14 protein-coding genes and 2 pseudogenes are annotated in these 15,592 nt (G+C 66.1%); 15 read left to right on the top strand and 1 reads right to left on the bottom strand.

Annotated elements, in window-relative coordinates; all coding sequences use genetic code 11:
- Positions 1-26: 26 nt before the first annotated feature.
- Positions 27-250 (bottom strand): annotated as a pseudogene (locus XpopCFBP1817_RS22500) (hypothetical protein); the annotation flags it as partial.
- 351 nt (positions 251-601) lie between these two features.
- On the opposite strand from XpopCFBP1817_RS22500, the gene fliE reads away from it, so the two are divergent.
- From fliE to XpopCFBP1817_RS01635, 15 genes and pseudogenes are all read left to right on the top strand, one after another.
- A complete protein-coding gene (gene fliE / locus XpopCFBP1817_RS01565; protein ID WP_167393783.1) occupies positions 602-976 on the top strand; it encodes a flagellar hook-basal body complex protein FliE in 375 nt (124 codons plus the stop codon).
- A 13-nt stretch (positions 977-989) separates the two neighbouring features.
- The gene (gene fliF / locus XpopCFBP1817_RS01570) at positions 990-2,714 is read left to right on the top strand and encodes a flagellar basal-body MS-ring/collar protein FliF (RefSeq protein WP_128415689.1); all 1,725 of its coding nucleotides are present in this window, start codon (positions 990-992) and stop codon (positions 2,712-2,714) included.
- 10 nt (positions 2,715-2,724) lie between these two features.
- Positions 2,725-3,714: a flagellar motor switch protein FliG gene (gene fliG, locus XpopCFBP1817_RS01575; RefSeq protein WP_128415690.1), complete on the top strand. Its 990-nt coding sequence runs from the start codon at positions 2,725-2,727 to the stop codon at positions 3,712-3,714.
- Positions 3,711-4,331, top strand: a complete 621-nt coding sequence (locus XpopCFBP1817_RS01580) for a FliH/SctL family protein (protein WP_128415691.1) — start codon at positions 3,711-3,713, stop codon at positions 4,329-4,331. Before fliG ends, XpopCFBP1817_RS01580 begins: the two co-directional genes overlap by 4 nt.
- Positions 4,328-5,710, top strand: coding sequence for a FliI/YscN family ATPase (locus tag XpopCFBP1817_RS01585; RefSeq protein WP_128415692.1), 1,383 nt, complete (start codon positions 4,328-4,330; stop codon positions 5,708-5,710). Before XpopCFBP1817_RS01580 ends, XpopCFBP1817_RS01585 begins: the two co-directional genes overlap by 4 nt.
- Positions 5,711-5,713: 3 nt before the next feature.
- On the top strand, positions 5,714-6,169 hold the full coding sequence (gene fliJ, locus XpopCFBP1817_RS01590; protein ID WP_128415693.1) for a flagellar export protein FliJ: 456 nt from the start codon (positions 5,714-5,716) through the stop codon (positions 6,167-6,169).
- Positions 6,166-7,467, top strand: coding sequence for a flagellar hook-length control protein FliK (locus XpopCFBP1817_RS01595; RefSeq protein WP_128415694.1), 1,302 nt, complete (start codon positions 6,166-6,168; stop codon positions 7,465-7,467). Before fliJ ends, XpopCFBP1817_RS01595 begins: the two co-directional genes overlap by 4 nt.
- Positions 7,468-7,657: 190 nt before the next feature.
- Complete coding sequence (locus XpopCFBP1817_RS01600) at positions 7,658-8,185, top strand: flagellar basal body-associated FliL family protein (RefSeq protein WP_128415695.1); 528 nt, start codon at positions 7,658-7,660, stop codon at positions 8,183-8,185.
- 10 nt (positions 8,186-8,195) lie between these two features.
- Positions 8,196-9,209 (top strand): flagellar motor switch protein FliM, encoded by a 1,014-nt coding sequence (gene fliM / locus XpopCFBP1817_RS01605; RefSeq protein ID WP_128415696.1) that lies wholly within the window; start codon positions 8,196-8,198, stop codon positions 9,207-9,209.
- Positions 9,206-9,544 carry a flagellar motor switch protein FliN gene (fliN, locus tag XpopCFBP1817_RS01610; RefSeq protein ID WP_128415697.1) on the top strand — a complete coding sequence of 113 codons (339 nt, stop codon included), beginning with the start codon at positions 9,206-9,208 and terminating at the stop codon, positions 9,542-9,544. The genes fliM and fliN overlap by 4 nt, the downstream gene beginning before the upstream one ends.
- Positions 9,541-9,949 (top strand): annotated as a pseudogene (fliO, locus tag XpopCFBP1817_RS01615) (flagellar biosynthetic protein FliO). Before fliN ends, fliO begins: the two are co-directional and overlap by 4 nt.
- Before the next feature lies 1 nt (position 9,950).
- Complete coding sequence (gene fliP / locus XpopCFBP1817_RS01620) at positions 9,951-10,796, top strand: flagellar type III secretion system pore protein FliP (protein ID WP_128415698.1); 846 nt, start codon at positions 9,951-9,953, stop codon at positions 10,794-10,796.
- 201 nt (positions 10,797-10,997) lie between these two features.
- A complete protein-coding gene (locus tag XpopCFBP1817_RS01625; RefSeq protein ID WP_128415699.1) occupies positions 10,998-11,267 on the top strand; it encodes a flagellar biosynthetic protein FliQ in 270 nt (89 codons plus the stop codon).
- A 13-nt stretch (positions 11,268-11,280) separates the two neighbouring features.
- A complete protein-coding gene (gene fliR, locus XpopCFBP1817_RS01630) occupies positions 11,281-12,072 on the top strand; it encodes a flagellar biosynthetic protein FliR (RefSeq protein ID WP_128415700.1) in 792 nt (263 codons plus the stop codon).
- 106 nt (positions 12,073-12,178) lie between these two features.
- Positions 12,179-15,133: a ligand-binding sensor domain-containing diguanylate cyclase gene (locus XpopCFBP1817_RS01635; protein WP_128415701.1), complete on the top strand. Its 2,955-nt coding sequence runs from the start codon at positions 12,179-12,181 to the stop codon at positions 15,131-15,133.
- Positions 15,134-15,592: the final 459 nt, after the last annotated feature.

Here is a 15,592-nt window from a genome sequence, read left to right on the forward strand (position 1 = left end):
TTGTCATCAAAGCCTAGCCGGCCGATTCAATCAGCCCATCGCCGCAGAGATATCGAATCGTAGCGTTGTTTAGCTAAAGTCCAAACGAATAGATCAAACGCCTGGTGGGTCGAGCGCGCGGTGCCCTCGCCGCTCGCGGGACACGCCGTGAACCCGTCCCTGGGGGCCCGGTGGCGGCATCCATGCCGCCACACGGTCCCGCAATCGGCGAGGACACCGCACCAGGGAGTTGGTTGGTAGTGGGGTGGAAGCCTGCCTGCTGCTTGGATTGCGTTGGGGAGCTGAATTTATTTAAACAACGCACGTCATGTAGTGCTTGCATCATGCACACCGACCATCCTGACTGGTCCTTGCCCACCCACCGTCGCGGGACCTTACGCGGTATGGATGCCGCGTAAGAGCTTACAGGGACGTACTTGCAGCGTGTCCCGCGAGGGTGGGCGGGCAAGGGCCCTGCAGCCAAGCAGCAGATCAGCCGCTCTACACCTGATCTATCCGCACTACCGTACTTGCAGCGCGTCCCGCCCCCGCGCCGGAATCCCGGCGCCGTTTCGGCACGCCGCTTGCATCGGTGTGGATGCTTCCCTGGCTGACCGCACCCATGAGCGATTCCGTTACCTCCATCCTCTCGCAGATCCGCAGCTACCAGACGCAGATGGGCCAAGGCCCGATGGGCGCGGTGGGCGATGCAGCGCGCGGCAATCAGATACAGGGGCTGGCCGGTACGCAAGGCACGCCGGCTACGCAGGCACCGAGCTTCAGCGAGACCTTGCGCGGCGCCATCGGCGGCGTCAACGAGGCCCAGCAGAAGTCCGGCGCGCTGGCCAAAGCATTTGAAATGGGCGACCCCAGTGCCGATCTGGCACGGGTCATGGTCGCCTCCCAACAGTCCCAAGTGGCCTTCCGCGCCACCGTGGAAGTCCGCAACCGTCTCGTCCAGGCTTATCAGCAGGACGTCATGAATATGCCGCTGTAAGGGTTAACGACACATGGCACTCGCGATTTCCAAAGAAAATATCAACCAGAACGCCGAAAAGGCCGGGCAGTGGTTCGACCGTGTCCGCAGCCTGCAGATCACCCGCAAGCTGACCATGATGGCGATGATCGCCCTGGCGGTGGGGGCCGGTCTGGCGGTGTTCTACTGGTCGCAGAAACCCGGCTACCAGTCGCTGTACACCGGCCTGGACGACAAGGGCAATGCCGAGGCGGCCGACCTGCTGCGCACCGCGCAGATCCCGTTCAAGATCGACCAGAACACCGGCGCCATCTCGGTGCCGCGAGACCGTCTGTACGACGCCCGCCTGAAGCTGGCCGGCTCCGGCCTGACCGGCAAGGAAACCGGCGGCGGCTTCGAGTTGATGGAAAAAGACCCGGGCTTCGGCGTCAGCCAGTTCGTGGAAAACGCCCGCTACCAGCACGCCCTGGAAACCGAATTGTCGCGCACCATCGGCACCCTGCGCCCGGTGCGCGAGGCCCGTGTGCATCTGGCCATTCCCAAGCCCAGCGCCTTCACCCGCCAGCGCGACGTGGCCAGCGCCTCGGTGGTGCTGGAGCTGCGTGGCGGCCAGGGCCTGGAGCGCAATCAAGTGGATGCTATCGTCAACCTGGTCGCCTCCAGCATTCCGGACATGACCCCCGAACGCGTGACCGTGGTCGACCAGAGCGGCCGCATGCTCTCCATTGCCGATCCCAACAGTGACGCCGCTCAGTTCGAACAGGTGCGCCGCCAGGAAAGCTCCTACAACCAGCGCATTCGCGAATTGCTCGAGCCGATGACCGGCGCCGGCAGGGTCAACCCGGAAGTCAGCGTGGACATGGATTTCTCTGTGGTCGAAGAAGCCCGCGAGCTCTATAACGGCGAGCCGGCCAAGCTGCGCAGCGAGCAGGTCAACGACAGCAGCAGCAGCACCAGCGCCACCGGCCCGCAAGGCCCCCCGGGCGCCACCAGCAACAGCCCCGGTCAGCCGCCGGCGCCGGCCGCCAACGCCACTGCCGGCGCACCGGGCACCCCGGCCGCTGCCAACGGCCAGGCCGCCGCCCCCGCCGCACCGACCGAAAGTTCCAAGAGCGCTACCCGCAATTACGAATTGGACCGGACCTTGCAACACACCCGTCAGCCGGCCGGCCGCATCAAGCGGGTCTCGGTGGCAGTGCTGCTGGACAACGTGCCGCGCCCCGGTGCCAAGGGCAAGATCGTCGAGCAGCCGCTGACCGCCGCCGAGCTCACCCGCATCGAAGGCCTGGTCAAGCAGGCAGTGGGTTTCGATGCGGCACGTGGCGACACGGTGTCGGTGATGAATGCCCCGTTCGTGCGTGAAGCGGTGGCCGGCGAAGAAGGCCCGAAGTGGTGGGAAGACCCGCGCGTGCAGAACGGTCTTCGCCTGCTGGTCGGTGCGGTGGTGGTGCTGGCGCTGCTGTTCGGCGTGGTGCGCCCCACCCTGCGTCAACTCACCGGCGTGACTGTGGTCAAGGACAAGCAACGCAAGGGTGGCAACGATGGCACTCCGCAAAGCGCCGACGTGCGGATGGTCGACGATGACGACCTGATGCCGCGCCTGGAAGAAGACACCGCCCAGCTCGGTCAGGACAAGAAAGCCCCGATCGCCCTGCCGGATGCCTACGAAGAGCGCATGCGGGTCGCACGCGAAGCCGTCAAAGCCGATTCAAAACGTGTCGCACAAGTCGTAAAGGGATGGGTCGCCAGTGAAGCCTGATACACCACCGATGACCGGAGTACAGCGCGCCGCGGTGCTGTTACTGTCGCTTGGGGAAAGCGACGCCGCCGAAGTGCTCAAGCACATGGACCCCAAGGAGGTGCAGAAGATCGGCATCGCCATGGCCACCATGACCGGGATCTCGCGCGATCAGGTCGAGAAGGTGATGGACGACTTCAACGGCGAACTGGCCGGCAAGACCTCGCTGGGCGTGGGCGCCGACGACTACATCCGCAACGTGCTGATTCAGGCGCTGGGGGCCGACAAGGCCGGTGGCCTGATCGACCGCATCCTGCTCGGCCGCAACACCACCGGTCTGGACACCTTGAAGTGGATGGACCCGCGCGCGGTGGCCGATCTGGTGCGCAACGAGCACCCGCAGATCATCGCCATCGTCATGGCGCATCTGGACAGCGACCAGGCCGCTGAAGCGCTGAAGCTGCTGCCCGAGCGCACCCGCGCCGACGTGCTGCTGCGCATCGCCACCCTGGACGGCATCCCGCCGAACGCCCTGAGCGAGCTCAACGACATCATGGAGCGCCAGTTTTCCGGCAACCAGAACCTCAAGTCGTCGAACGTGGGCGGCATCAAGGTGGCTGCCAATATCCTCAACTTCCTCGACACCGGCCCCGAGCAGGGTGTGCTGGGCGAGATCGGCAAGATCGACGCCGACCTGGCCAGCAAGATCCAGGATCTGATGTTCGTGTTCGACAACCTGGTGGACCTGGACGACCGCGGCCTGCAGACGCTGCTGCGCGAAGTGTCCGGCGAGCGCCTGGGCCTGGCCCTGCGCGGCGCCGACACCAAGGTGCGCGAAAAGATCACCCGCAACATGTCCCAGCGCGCCGCAGAAATCCTGCTCGAAGACATGGAAGCACGCGGCCCGGTGCGCCTGGCCGACGTGGAAGCGGCGCAGAAGGAAATCCTCACCATCGTCCGCCGCCTGGCTGACGAAGGCGCCATCAGCCTGGGCGGCGCCGGTGCGGAGGCGATGGTATGAACGACATCGTCACCCGTTGGTTAGCCCCCGACCTGCACATGGCCCCGGCGCTGCCGGAAACCGACTTCGACGAACCGGCGGTGTATGAGCCGGTGCTGCGCCCGCCGACCCTGGAAGAGATCCAGGCCATCGAAGACGCCGCCCATCAGGAAGGTCTGGAGCGCGGGCATGCCGAAGGCTTCGCCCAGGGCCAATCCGAGGTGCGCCGGTTGACCGCACAGATCGACGGCATTCTGGACAACTTCACCCGCCCGCTGGCGCGGCTGGAGAACGAAGTGGTGGGCGCGCTCGGCGAGCTGGCCGTGCGCATTGCCGGTTCGCTGGTGGGGCGTGCCTACCAGGTCGAACCGCAGCTGCTGGCCGATCTGGTGCACGAAGCCATCGATGCGGTCGGCAGTGCCGGTCGCGAAGTGGAAGTGCGCCTGCACCCGGACGACATCACCGCGCTGCTGCCCCATCTGGCGCCCAGCAGCACCACCCGCGTGGCCCCGGACCTGAGTCTGAGCCGCGGCGACCTGCGCGTGCACGCCGAAAGCGTGCGCGTGGACGGAACCCTGGAGGCGCGCCTGCGGGCCGCGTTGGAAACCGTCATGCGCAACTCCGGAGCGGGCCTGTGAGCGACCTGTTGGGCGCCACCCCAGCCCCGGCCGATTGGCTGGACGCGCGCAACCTGCGCCTGGCCACCCGCCTGAGCGGGCTGGGGCTGGAGCCAACGGCCGGCCGCACCTTGATCCGCGAAGGCATTCTGCGCCGCGCGGTCGGCCTGACCCTGGAAGCCACCGGCTGCGCGGCGCCGATGGGCGCCACCTGCAAGGTCGAGGTGGACGGCGGCTGGGTCGATGCCGAAGTGGTCGGCTTTGCCGGCGAACGCACCTATCTGATGCCCAGCGCCGAATTGCATGGTCTGCTGCCCAATGCCCGCGTGGTGCCCTCGCGGCGCCGCGGCGGCGTAGAAGTGGGCGAAGGTCTGTTCGGCCGTGTCATCGACAGCGACGGCACCCCGCTGGACGGCAAGGGCCCGATCCGCGGCGAAGGCAGCGTCAGCATGGCCGGCGTGTCGATCAACCCACTGTCGCGCGAACCCATCACCACCTCGTTGGATGTCGGCGTGCGCGCGATCAACGCGCTGCTGCCGATCGGGCGCGGCCAGCGTGTGGGCCTGTTCGCCGGCTCCGGCGTCGGTAAATCGACACTGCTCGGCATGATGACCCGCTTCACCTCGGCCGACGTGATCGTGGTGGGGCTGATCGGCGAACGTGGTCGCGAAGTGCGCGACTTCGTCGAAACCACGCTGGGCGAAGAAGGCCTGCGCCGCGCCGTGGTTGTGGCCGCCCCGGCCGACCGCCCGCCGCTGGCGCGTCTGCACGGCGCCTACCGCGCCACCGCCATTGCCGAATGGTTCCGCGACCAGGGCTTGAACGTGCTGCTGCTGATGGATTCGCTGACCCGTTTCGCCCAGGCGCAGCGTGAGATCGGCCTGTCGGTGGGCGAGCCACCGACCACCCGCGGCTACCCGCCGTCGGTGTTCGCCAAATTGCCGGCGCTGGTGGAACGCGCCGGCAACGGTGCCAAGGGCCGCGGTTCGATCACCGCTTTCTACACCGTGCTGACCGAAGGCGACGACCCGCAGGACCCGATCGCCGACGCGGCGCGCGCTATCCTGGACGGCCACATCCTGCTCTCGCGTCGGGTTGCCGACAGCGGCCTGTATCCGGCCATCGACGTGGAATCCTCGGTCAGCCGCGTGGTGCAGGACATCGCCGACGACACCTGGCGCCTGCGCATCCGCAAGCTCAAGCGGCTGCTCTCGGCGTACTCGTCCAATCGCGACCTGATCGCAATCGGCGCCTATCAGCGCGGCAGCGATCCGGCCACCGACGAAGCGTTGGCCCGTTGGCCGGACATCGTCGAATTCCTGGGACAGGACGTCCACAAGGCCGCCCACCTGCCCGACAGCCTGTCCGCGCTGCAGCGGCTGGTCGAACCCGAGAACTAATCCATGATGCAGTCCAAACGGATCGACCCCCTGCTGCGCCGCGCCCAGGAACAGGAAGACAAGGTGGCGCGCGATCTGTCCGAGCGTCAGCGCGCTCTGGACACCCATCAGTCGCGTCTGGAAGAACTGCGCCGCTATGCCGAGGAATACGCCAACAGCCACATGGCCGGCACCAGCGCCGCTGCGCTGACCAATCGCCGCGCCTTCCTGGACCGGCTGGACAGCGCCGTTCTGCAACAGGCGCAGACGGTGGAAAGCAACCGCACCAAGGTGGAAGCCGAGCGCACCCGGCTGCTGCTGGCCAGCCGCGAAAAACAGGTGCTGGAGCAACTGGCTGCCAGCTACCGCGCGCAGGAGAACAAGGTGATCGAACGCCGCGACCAGCGTGAGATGGACGACCTGGGCGCACGCCGTTCGCGCCTGGCACGCAGCGAAGACACCCACGGAGAATCCGCATGAACCCCCTTTCCGCTTTCGCCGCCGGCCTTGGCGCGCTTGCCAACACCGGCAAGAAATCCAGCTATAGCGACCCCTCGTCCGAGCCGGACGCCGGCCAGGACCAGTTCGCGCGCATGCTCAATCCGGCCAACACGCCGAATCAGGCCCCGCCGCAGGCGCCCGAGCGCGTGCCGGCCAAGCAGGCTGCGCCCAAACCCAACCCGTCCGACAAGCACCGCGACGATAACGACAACGGCGACGATGCACCGGGCGATACCACCGCACGTGCGCGCTCGCAGGACGGCGACAGCACATCCGCAAAGCCTGCCAAGTCCGGCTCCGCCAAGGAACCGGCAGCAGTCGACAGCAGCACTGCCGCCGGCACCGCCAAAACCGACAAGAACGCCAAGACCGCAACCGCCAGCGAAGACGCAGCTGCCGAAGCGGCCACGGCCACCGATTCCACCTGGCCGCCGCCGGGCCTGGGCGGCTTCGGCATGGGCCTGCTGGCGCAAGCCCTGCCCGGTGGCGAGGTGCTGGCTGCCGCAGCAGCGGCCCTGACCGCCAGCCTGGCCGGCGCAGCAGGCGCCACGACGACTGCAACCGCCCTGCCCACCGATGCCGCTGCAGCTACCGCAACGACCACCACTGGCACCGCCCTGCCCTCGCTGGGCGCTCTGGCACCGGCAACCGCCACGGGCGCCAAGCCGACCTCCGCCACCGGGTTGAGCGGCGATGCCCAGACCGCCGCGCTGATGAGCATGGCCACCAGGGCACTGGAACCGGCCCTCGATGACGCCGCCGCCCCGGCAGCCCCGGACGCCCCTGCCTTCGTGCTGCCGACCACCACGGCCGCCTCACTCGGTCGCCTGCAAGACCCGGCGCCGGTGTTAAGCGCCTCGCCCACCCCGACCCCGGAGATGGGCAGCGACAATTTCGACGACGCCATCGGCGCGCGTATGAGCTGGCTGGCCGACCAGAAGATCGGCCATGCGCACATCAAGGTGACCCCGAACGAGATGGGTCCGGTCGAGGTGCGTCTGCATCTGGACGGCGACAAGGTCAATGCCAGCTTCACCTCCGCCAATGCCGAGGTCCGCCAGGCGCTGGAACAAAGCTTGCCGCGCCTGCGCGACATGCTCGGCCAGCACGGTTTCCAGCTGGGCCAGGCAGATGTGGGCCAGCAACCGCAGAGCCAGTCCGGCAATCGCAACGGCGGCAGCAACGACGGCAATGGCCTGACCCTGGACGACAGCCCGCCCGTCGGAATTCCGTCAGTGGTGTTGCGCCAGCGTGGATTGCTGGACGCTTACGCCTGAGAGTGTGCGCCGGGCTGGCCCCCGCGCAACTGACAACCGCGTGTCGAGGTTCTGCCGACACGCCCCGCCCCCCTCGCAGCGCAAGGCCTGCGAGGGGTTTCGCGTTGACGCACACATGGCGCCAGAAAACCGTCGCGGTTTTGGCATGCCAATTGCATCCACAGGGTGAGCATTCCCCCTGGAGCAGGCTGTGGCAGCCGCCGAAAAACCCAAGAAGACCGAAGAAAAAGACGAGAAGGGCGAAAAGAAGAAGGGTGGCAAGAAGTCCATCCTGCTGATCGCCATCGGTGTGGTGGTGCTTGCGGCCGCTGGCGGCGGTGCCTGGTTCTTCTTCGGCCACAAGGGCGATGAGAAAGGCGGCAAGCACGCCGAGGCCAAGGTCGCCGAAGTACCCAAGCCGGCGCAATACTTCCCGATGGACCCGGCAATCGTGGTCAATCTGGCCGACCCTGGCGATGGCCCGCAATATCTGCAGGTCGAAGTGCAGCTGGTCACCCGCGACCCGGAAGAACTCAAGCTCATCACCGAGAACGCCCCGGCCATCCGTGCGCATCTGCTGATGCTGCTGTCGCAGACCAAGGCCACCGACGTGTCCGACCTGGTCGGCAAGCAGAAGCTGCAGAAAGCCGCGCTGGTTGAAGCACAGAAAGTCATGACCAGCGAGACCGGCAAGAAGTGCGTCGAAGAACTGCTGTTCACCAGTTTCGTTACCCAGTAAGGCACCGCCCATGAGCGTCAGCGATCTGCTTTCCCAGGACGAAATCGATGCCCTGCTGCACGGCGTCGATTCGGGCGTGGTCAACACAGAGCCGGCGGCACTGCCCGGCGAGGCACGCCAATACGATCTGTCCAGCCAGGACCGCATCATCCGCGGGCGCATGCCAACCCTGGAAATGGTCAACGAGCGCTTCGCGCGGCTCTGGCGTATCGGCTTGTTCAACCTGATCCGGCGCTCGGCCGACCTGTCGGTGCGCGGCATCGACCTGGTCAAGTTCAACGAATACATGCACTCGCTGTATGTGCCGACCAACCTCAACCTGATCCGCTTCAAGCCGCTGCGCGGCACCGGCCTGATCGTGTTCGAACCCACGCTGGTGTTCGCCGTGGTGGACAACTTCTTCGGTGGCGACGGCCGTTACCACACCCGCATCGAAGGTCGCGAATTTACCGCCACCGAGATGCGCGTGGTGCATCTGATGCTCAAGCAGACCTTCGCCGATCTGAAGGAAGCCTGGGCGCCGGTGATGGAAGTGGACTTGGAGTACATCAACTCGGAGATCAACCCGCACTTCGCCAATATCGTCACCCCGCGCGAGTACGTGGTGGTGTGCCGCTTCCACGTGGAGCTGGAAGGCGGCGGCGGCGAGATCCACATCACCCTGCCGTATTCGATGCTGGAGCCGATCCGCGAATTGCTCGATGCCGGCATCCAGAGCGACCGCAACGACCGCGACGATTCCTGGAACGTGATGCTGCGCGAGCAACTGAACACCGCCGAGGTGACCCTGTCCAGCGTACTGGCCAGCAAGCGCATGAGCCTGCGTCAGCTCACCGGTTTGAAGGTTGGCGACATCCTGCCGATCGATCTGCCCGCACAGGTGCCGCTGTGCGTGGAGGAAATCCCGTTGTTCACCGGCGAATTCGGCGTTTCCAATGGCAACAACGCCGTCAAGATCACCGCCGTACGCCCGCCCGGCGTGCAAGCCCCGCGTGCCGTTCCATCCCAGGACCCCAGCAAATGATCAACTCCGACATCCTCGACGCCGCGCGCGCCACCTTCGAAAGCCTGCATGCCGAGCGCGACCTCACTGCCACCGACCTCAACCTGGACGTCATCCTGGACGTGCCGGTGACCCTGTCGCTGGAAGTGGGCCGCGCGCGCATCCCGATCCGCAACCTGCTGCAGCTCAACCAGGGCTCGGTGGTGGAACTGGAGCGCGGTGCCGGCGAGCCGCTGGACGTGTACGTCAACGGCACCTTGATCGCGCATGGCGAAGTGGTGGTGATCAACGACCGCTTCGGCATCCGCCTGACCGATGTGGTCAGCCCCAGCGAACGGATCCGGAGGCTGCGGTGATCGGCGTGTTGGCCACTGCCGCGCCGGTGGCGGCCCAGGCCAGCCAGGTCGGCGCGCAGGCACCGTCCTCGCCCAGCCTGTTTGGCGCAGTCTTTGCATTGCTGTTGGTGCTCGCGCTGATCGTTGGCCTGGGCTGGTTGCTCAAGCGCCTGCCCGGCAGCGGTTTCCGCACGACCGAGGGCCTGCCGTGTGGTGACCAGCCTGGCAGTGGGTGCCAAGGAACGCGTGGTGGTGGTGGAGGTGAACGGCCAGCAGTTGTTGCTCGGCGTCACCGCCGGCGGCATCAGCACCTTGCACACCTTGTCCGAACCGCTGCCGTCCGCGCCCGCCCCCACCCTGCCCAACTTCAAGCAACTCCCCAATTTCGCCCAGCTGCTCGCACAGAAGCTGCGCAAGGACCCGTGACATGTTCAGTCGTCGGAATCGCTGGGGGCGCAGCCTGCGCCTGGTGTTGATTCTGCTGGTGATGAGCTGCCCGTTACTGGCCACCGCCGCACCTGCCGCCTTGCCGGCCATAGCCCAGGCAGCTGCGCCCGCCGCAACACCGGCCCCCGCCCCGGCCGGCGCCAACCAGTTGCCGGCGTTGCCGAATGTGAGTGTCGGCCGCATCGGCGACCAACCGGTGAGCCTGCCGTTGCAGACCTTGCTGCTGATGACGGCGATTACGCTGCTGCCGTCGATGCTGCTGGTGCTGACCGCCTTCACCCGCATCACCATCGTGCTGGGCCTGCTGCGCCAGGCGCTGGGCACCGGCCAGACCCCCTCCAATCAGGTGCTGCTGGGGCTGTCGATGTTCCTGACCGCGCTGGTGATGATGCCGGTGTGGCAAAAGATGTGGGGCGCCGGCCTGTCGCCGTACCTCAACAACCAGATCGACTTCCAGACCGCCTGGACGCTGACCACCCAGCCGCTGCGCGCCTTCATGCTGGCGCAGATCCGCGAAACCGATCTGATGACCTTCGCCGGCATGGCCGGCGACGGCAAGTACGCCGGCCCGGACGCGGTGCCGTTTCCGGTGCTGGTCGCGTCGTTTGTGACCAGCGAGTTGAAGACCGCGTTCGAGATCGGCTTTTTGATCTTCATTCCGTTCGTGATCATCGATCTGGTGGTGGCCAGCGTGCTGATGTCGATGGGCATGATGATGCTGTCGCCGATGTTGATCTCCGCGCCGTTCAAGATTCTGCTGTTCATCCTGGTGGATGGGTGGGTGTTGGTGGTGGGCACGTTGGCGGCGAGTTTCAACGCGTCGTAGCTGCAAAACCTGGTTCCCGCTTTCGAAGCGTGACATGCGTTTTACCGGCAACGGTTGCGACTGCACTGACGCAGTCAGGTAGTGGCCTGGATGCGGACAGGTCTGCGTCTGGTCGCTGCGGCACTCCAGATGCCAACCGACCGACGAATCCCAATTCCCAATCCCGTCCTTTTTGGCACTCCACTTGCATCACACCTCTCCATGAGCCCTGAAATCGCCCTGACTGAATTGCGTGGTGGCCTGGTCACCGTCTTGTGGATTGCCGGGCCGATGTTGCTGGCGGTGCTGGTGGTTGGCGTGGTGATCGGCGTCGTGCAAGCCGCCACCAAGTTGAACGAACCGACCATCGCCTTCGTCGCCAAAGCCGTCGCGCTGACGGCCACCCTGTTTGCCACCGGCAGCATGCTGCTGGGGCATCTAGTGGAGTTCACCATTGCGCTGTTTCAGCGCATTCCGCATCTGATCGGTTAGCGGGATAGCTCGGATGGATGCCGCTACCCAGATGGTGATCGATGGCCAGCGCGCGTTTGCGATGGTCGGGGCGATCATGTGGACGATGCTGCGCACCGGCGCGCTGCTGACCGCGATGCCGTTGATCGGCACGCGCGCGGTGCCTGGACGGGTCCGGGTGATGTTGGCCGGCACCTTGTCGATGGTGCTGGCGCCGCTGCTGCCGCCAGTGCCGGAGTGGGACGGGTTTACCGCGCAGGCATTGCTCAGCGTGGCGCGTGAGCTGGCGGTGGGCGCCAGCATGGGCTTCATGCTGAAGCTGATTTTTGAGGCCGGCGCGTTGGCGGGCGAGCTGGTGTCGCAGTCCACCGGCCTGTCGTTTGCGCAGATGTCCGATCCGCTGCGCGGGGTGACCTCCGGCGTGATCGCGCAGTGGTTCTATATCGGATTCGGGCTGCTGTTCTTCGCGGCCAATTGGCACCTGGCGGTGATCTCGCTGTTGGTGGACAGCTATAAGGCCTTGCCGATCGGCACGGCAGTGCCGGATGCGGCGGCCTTCGCCGAAGTGGCCCCCACGCTGTTCCTGCAGATTCTGCGCGGCGGGCTGACGTTGGCGCTGCCGATGATGGTAGCGATGCTGGCGGTCAACCTGGCCTTGGGCGCATTGGCCAAAGCGGCGCCGGCGTTGAATCCAGTGCAGTTGGGCTTGCCGCTGACGGTGTTGCTGGGCCTGTTTCTGCTGTCCAGTTTCGCCAGCGAATTCGCACCGCCCGTGCAGCGCATGTTCGACACTGCGTTCGATGCCGCCAGAGCATTAACCGGATAAGGTGAGCTGCCTCAAGTTGTTGGTCGTCGAGCCGTCATCGCCACGGGACGATTGACGAGGCGAATCGCCAGTCGCCACACCCCCACTGTCACGCCTGCGGGAACCGATGCCCAACGTGTCTGCGCTGTTCGCTGGTTTTGCCGTGCGCCGCATTGCGCCATGGGCATGGCTCTGGCTGCTCGTGGCCGGCCTGGCGAGCGTGGCAAGCGTGCGGGCACAGAGTTACAGCTTCCGCGACTACGCCCAGGCCGATGGCCTGCAGGGTATGATGATCAACGGGTTGATCGAGGATCGCAGTGGCGTGGTGTGGGTGGCCACCGAATCGGCGCTGCATCGCTTCGAACGCGATCGGTTTATCGCCATCGGCCAGGATCACGGGCTGGATGCACGCTTTACGCGCGGACTGGCGCTGGATAACGCGGGACGGTTATGGGTAGCCACCGCCAATGGCGTGTTCGTGCGCAACGGCGAGCAGTTCGTCCAGGTGTTGCGCGACGGCAAGCGCATTCGTGCCGATGCCGGCAATGTGATCGCCGCCTACCGCGATGGGGTTGCAGTGGTCAGCGAAGGTGCGTTGTTGGCGCTGACGCCGGCCGGCGGCAACCGATGGCAGATACAACCGCTCGCGTTGCCAAGGCCCGATGGAACCTTGCAGCCAGCGGGCCGCACCTTGCTGGCCGATGGGCAGTTTCTATGGGTGCCGTGTGGCGCTGGCGTCTGCCGTCTGGATGCAGCCGGCAAGGTGGTCGAATCCCTGTCCGAAGCCGATGGCGTGCCGGCGCGGCGCTGGCGGGTGATCTTTCGCGAACGTGGCGGTCGGTTGTGGCTGCGTGGTGGCGGCATCATCGTGTCGCGCGAGCCGGGCGCGCGGCGCTTCGAGGAACATCCGGCCAGCGCGCAAAATAGCTTCAGTACCCTGTCCGGTGCCACCACCATGGTGGAAGATGCGCGCGGACGCATGCTGACCCGCTCCGATCATGGTCTGGTGCGCTGGGACGGCACCCAGTGGCATGACATCGGCCCCGACCAGGGCCTGCATCTGGATGCCATGGTCGGCCCACTCCTGTGGCAGAGCAACGGCACTCTGTGGATCGGCACGCGGGGGCTTGGCCTACAGCGCCTGCTCGGCTACGGCAGCATCGAGCATCTGACCGAGCCGCAAGGCATGCCGTCGGCACCCACCTGGACGATGCAGCGCCTGCCCAACGGCATGCTGGCAGTCGGCGCCGATGGCGGCGCCAGCCTGCTGCCCCGGCATGCCGAGCGCGCCCAGCCCTGGGTGCTGGAAAACGGCAAGCCGCTGCCGCAAACGCTCAGCGTTGCGGTAGCGCCCGATGGCGCGGCCTGGGTGTCGTACTTTTCGGGCGCCATTGCCCGGCGCGATCCGCACACCGGGCTGACCCGCGTGGTGATGGATCTGCCCAGGCCCGGCTACAAGCTGCTGTTCGATAACGCCGGTTCAGTCTGGATAGCGACCCCACTCGGTCTGGCTCATGGGCAGGCCCCGCCCCCGTATGCGCTGACCTTCGAGCCGGCACTGCAGGGCAAGTTCGTCGGCGACATCGATGTCGATCGCCAGGGCCGGCTGTGGGCCGCGACCGGCGACGGGCTGTATCGCCGCGAGGGCACACGGTGGGTGCAGGTGCCGGTGCGCGGCTCGCTGCCCAGCCAGGACATGTTTCAGATCGACTTCGCAGCCGATGGCGAAATCTGGCTGTCGCTGCGCGACGCCGGGCTGTGGCACGGCCGCTTGCAGGCCGACGGCGCTTTGTCGGTGCAGGCGGTCGATGACCCACTGATCTCCAAGGTGATGCCCTTCATCCTGCGCCACGACCACAAGGGCCGGCTGTGGGTTGGCAGCAGCCAGGGGCTGGATCTGTATCAGCACGGCCGTTGGTCGCGCATCACTCGCAGCGAGGGTCTGCTGTGGGACGACCTGTCGTCCAACGCGTTTCTGGACGACGACGACGGCAGCCTGTGGATCGGCAGCAGCCGCGGGCTGAGCCACTTGCTCAACCCGCAGCGGTTGTTCGCCGCCCAGCCGCTGCAGGTGAACATCGTGCACGTGCGGCGCGGCACCGAGATCGTGCGCGCCGGGGCGACGCTGGAGTGGTCCGACATTCCGCTGGATATCGAGCTGGCCACGCCCGGCGTGGAAGGCGGCGCCGACCGCATCAGCTTCCGCTACCGGGTGGAAGGTCATCAGGCGCGCTGGACCACCACCTCGCTCAGCCACCTGACCTATCCGCTGCTGCCGCCCGGCACCTACACGCTGGAAGTGCAGCTGCTGGACGCCTACCAACGCAGCAGCAGCCCGATCACGCGCTTTGGTTTCGTGCTGCATCCACCCTGGTGGCGCGGCATTCCCGCGTTGATCGGCTACGTGCTGCTGGGTATTGCAGCGGTGATCGTGCTGCTGCGCTGGCGCACGCGCAAACTGCTTTGGCGCAAACGCGAGCTGGAGCAATTGGTCGCCGAGCGCACCGCCGAGCTGGAACAGGACAAGCGCGAGCTGGAGGCCGCGCGCGCCGAACTGGCGCTCAAGGCCACCCACGACGAACTGACCGGCCTGCTCAATCGCGCAGGCATTCTGCATGCGCTGCGCGGCATGCTGGCGCGTGCCGCGATACAGGCGCGGCCGCTGGCGGTGGTGTTGATCGATCTGGATCACTTCAAACTGGTCAACGACCAACACGGCCATCTGGCTGGAGACGCAGTGCTGGCCGAAGTCGGCCGGCGCCTGAATCTGTTGGTGCGCGGCGACGATCGTATCGGCCGCTACGGTGGCGAAGAATTACTCGCGCTGCTGCCCGGTCTAAGTGCCGATTCCACGCATCGCTTGCAGGCATTGCATCGCAGCATCTGCGGCGATTACCCGATTGACGGCGGCGTGCTGCCGGTGACCTGCTCGGTCGGCGTGGCCTGGTATCAGCCGGGCGAAACCCTGCAACAGTTGCTGGCGCGCGCCGACGCCGCGCTGTATCGCGCCAAGCGCAGTGGACGCAATCGCATCGACTACGACGACGAGCACATCGCCTCTGATGACGCTGCTAACGGTTGAGCGTTAGCGTCGAAGTGCTTTAAAAGTAGCTGAAAGCGGCCGTCCTGGTGAACGGACAACGCACTCCAATCGCAGCGTCGGCAATAGATACCACGACCTGTCGAGACCGCATGCAATCGCCTAATCGGGCAGCTGTTTTGAAACGCGCTTCAAACACTGCGCGCGACCAACACAGCGGCGGTGAGATCACGGTGTCGCGCAACATCGGTGTCGGTGTCGGTGTCGGTGTCGGTATCGGCAATGGCAATGGCAATGGCAATGGCCGCGCCCGCTCGGCAATCGCGCCATCGTGTTGCTGCACGCATTAAAGAAATACGCGTGAACAGCCGTTAGTCGATTTACTGCGGCCTACGATAGGGCCGCCCATGGCAAGCGTGAGACACCCGCTCAAGGGCGCGGACCACACCTGCCGATGCCTGGGAGAGTGCAACGCCCGTTGGGTTTGAGTACTGCCAGTGG

The sequence above is a fragment of the Xanthomonas populi genome, from assembly GCF_002940065.1.
Classification (GTDB): Bacteria; Pseudomonadota; Gammaproteobacteria; order Xanthomonadales; family Xanthomonadaceae; genus Xanthomonas; species Xanthomonas populi.

Excerpts from the sequence above, each read along its gene's own strand:
- fliE (WP_167393783.1), top strand. The coding sequence starts at position 602 with ATGAGCGATTCCGTTACCTCCATCCTCTCGCAGATCCGCAGCTACCAG.
- fliF (WP_128415689.1), top strand. The coding sequence starts at position 990 with ATGGCACTCGCGATTTCCAAAGAAAATATCAACCAGAACGCCGAAAAG.
- fliG (WP_128415690.1), top strand. The coding sequence starts at position 2,725 with ATGACCGGAGTACAGCGCGCCGCGGTGCTGTTACTGTCGCTTGGGGAA.
- XpopCFBP1817_RS01580 (WP_128415691.1), top strand. The coding sequence starts at position 3,711 with ATGAACGACATCGTCACCCGTTGGTTAGCCCCCGACCTGCACATGGCC.
- fliJ (WP_128415693.1), top strand. The coding sequence starts at position 5,714 with ATGATGCAGTCCAAACGGATCGACCCCCTGCTGCGCCGCGCCCAGGAA.
- XpopCFBP1817_RS01595 (WP_128415694.1), top strand. The coding sequence starts at position 6,166 with ATGAACCCCCTTTCCGCTTTCGCCGCCGGCCTTGGCGCGCTTGCCAAC.
- fliM (WP_128415696.1), top strand. The coding sequence starts at position 8,196 with ATGAGCGTCAGCGATCTGCTTTCCCAGGACGAAATCGATGCCCTGCTG.
- fliN (WP_128415697.1), top strand. The coding sequence starts at position 9,206 with ATGATCAACTCCGACATCCTCGACGCCGCGCGCGCCACCTTCGAAAGC.
- fliP (WP_128415698.1), top strand. The coding sequence starts at position 9,951 with ATGTTCAGTCGTCGGAATCGCTGGGGGCGCAGCCTGCGCCTGGTGTTG.
- XpopCFBP1817_RS01625 (WP_128415699.1), top strand. The coding sequence starts at position 10,998 with ATGAGCCCTGAAATCGCCCTGACTGAATTGCGTGGTGGCCTGGTCACC.
- fliR (WP_128415700.1), top strand. The coding sequence starts at position 11,281 with ATGGATGCCGCTACCCAGATGGTGATCGATGGCCAGCGCGCGTTTGCG.
- XpopCFBP1817_RS01635 (WP_128415701.1), top strand. The coding sequence starts at position 12,179 with ATGCCCAACGTGTCTGCGCTGTTCGCTGGTTTTGCCGTGCGCCGCATT.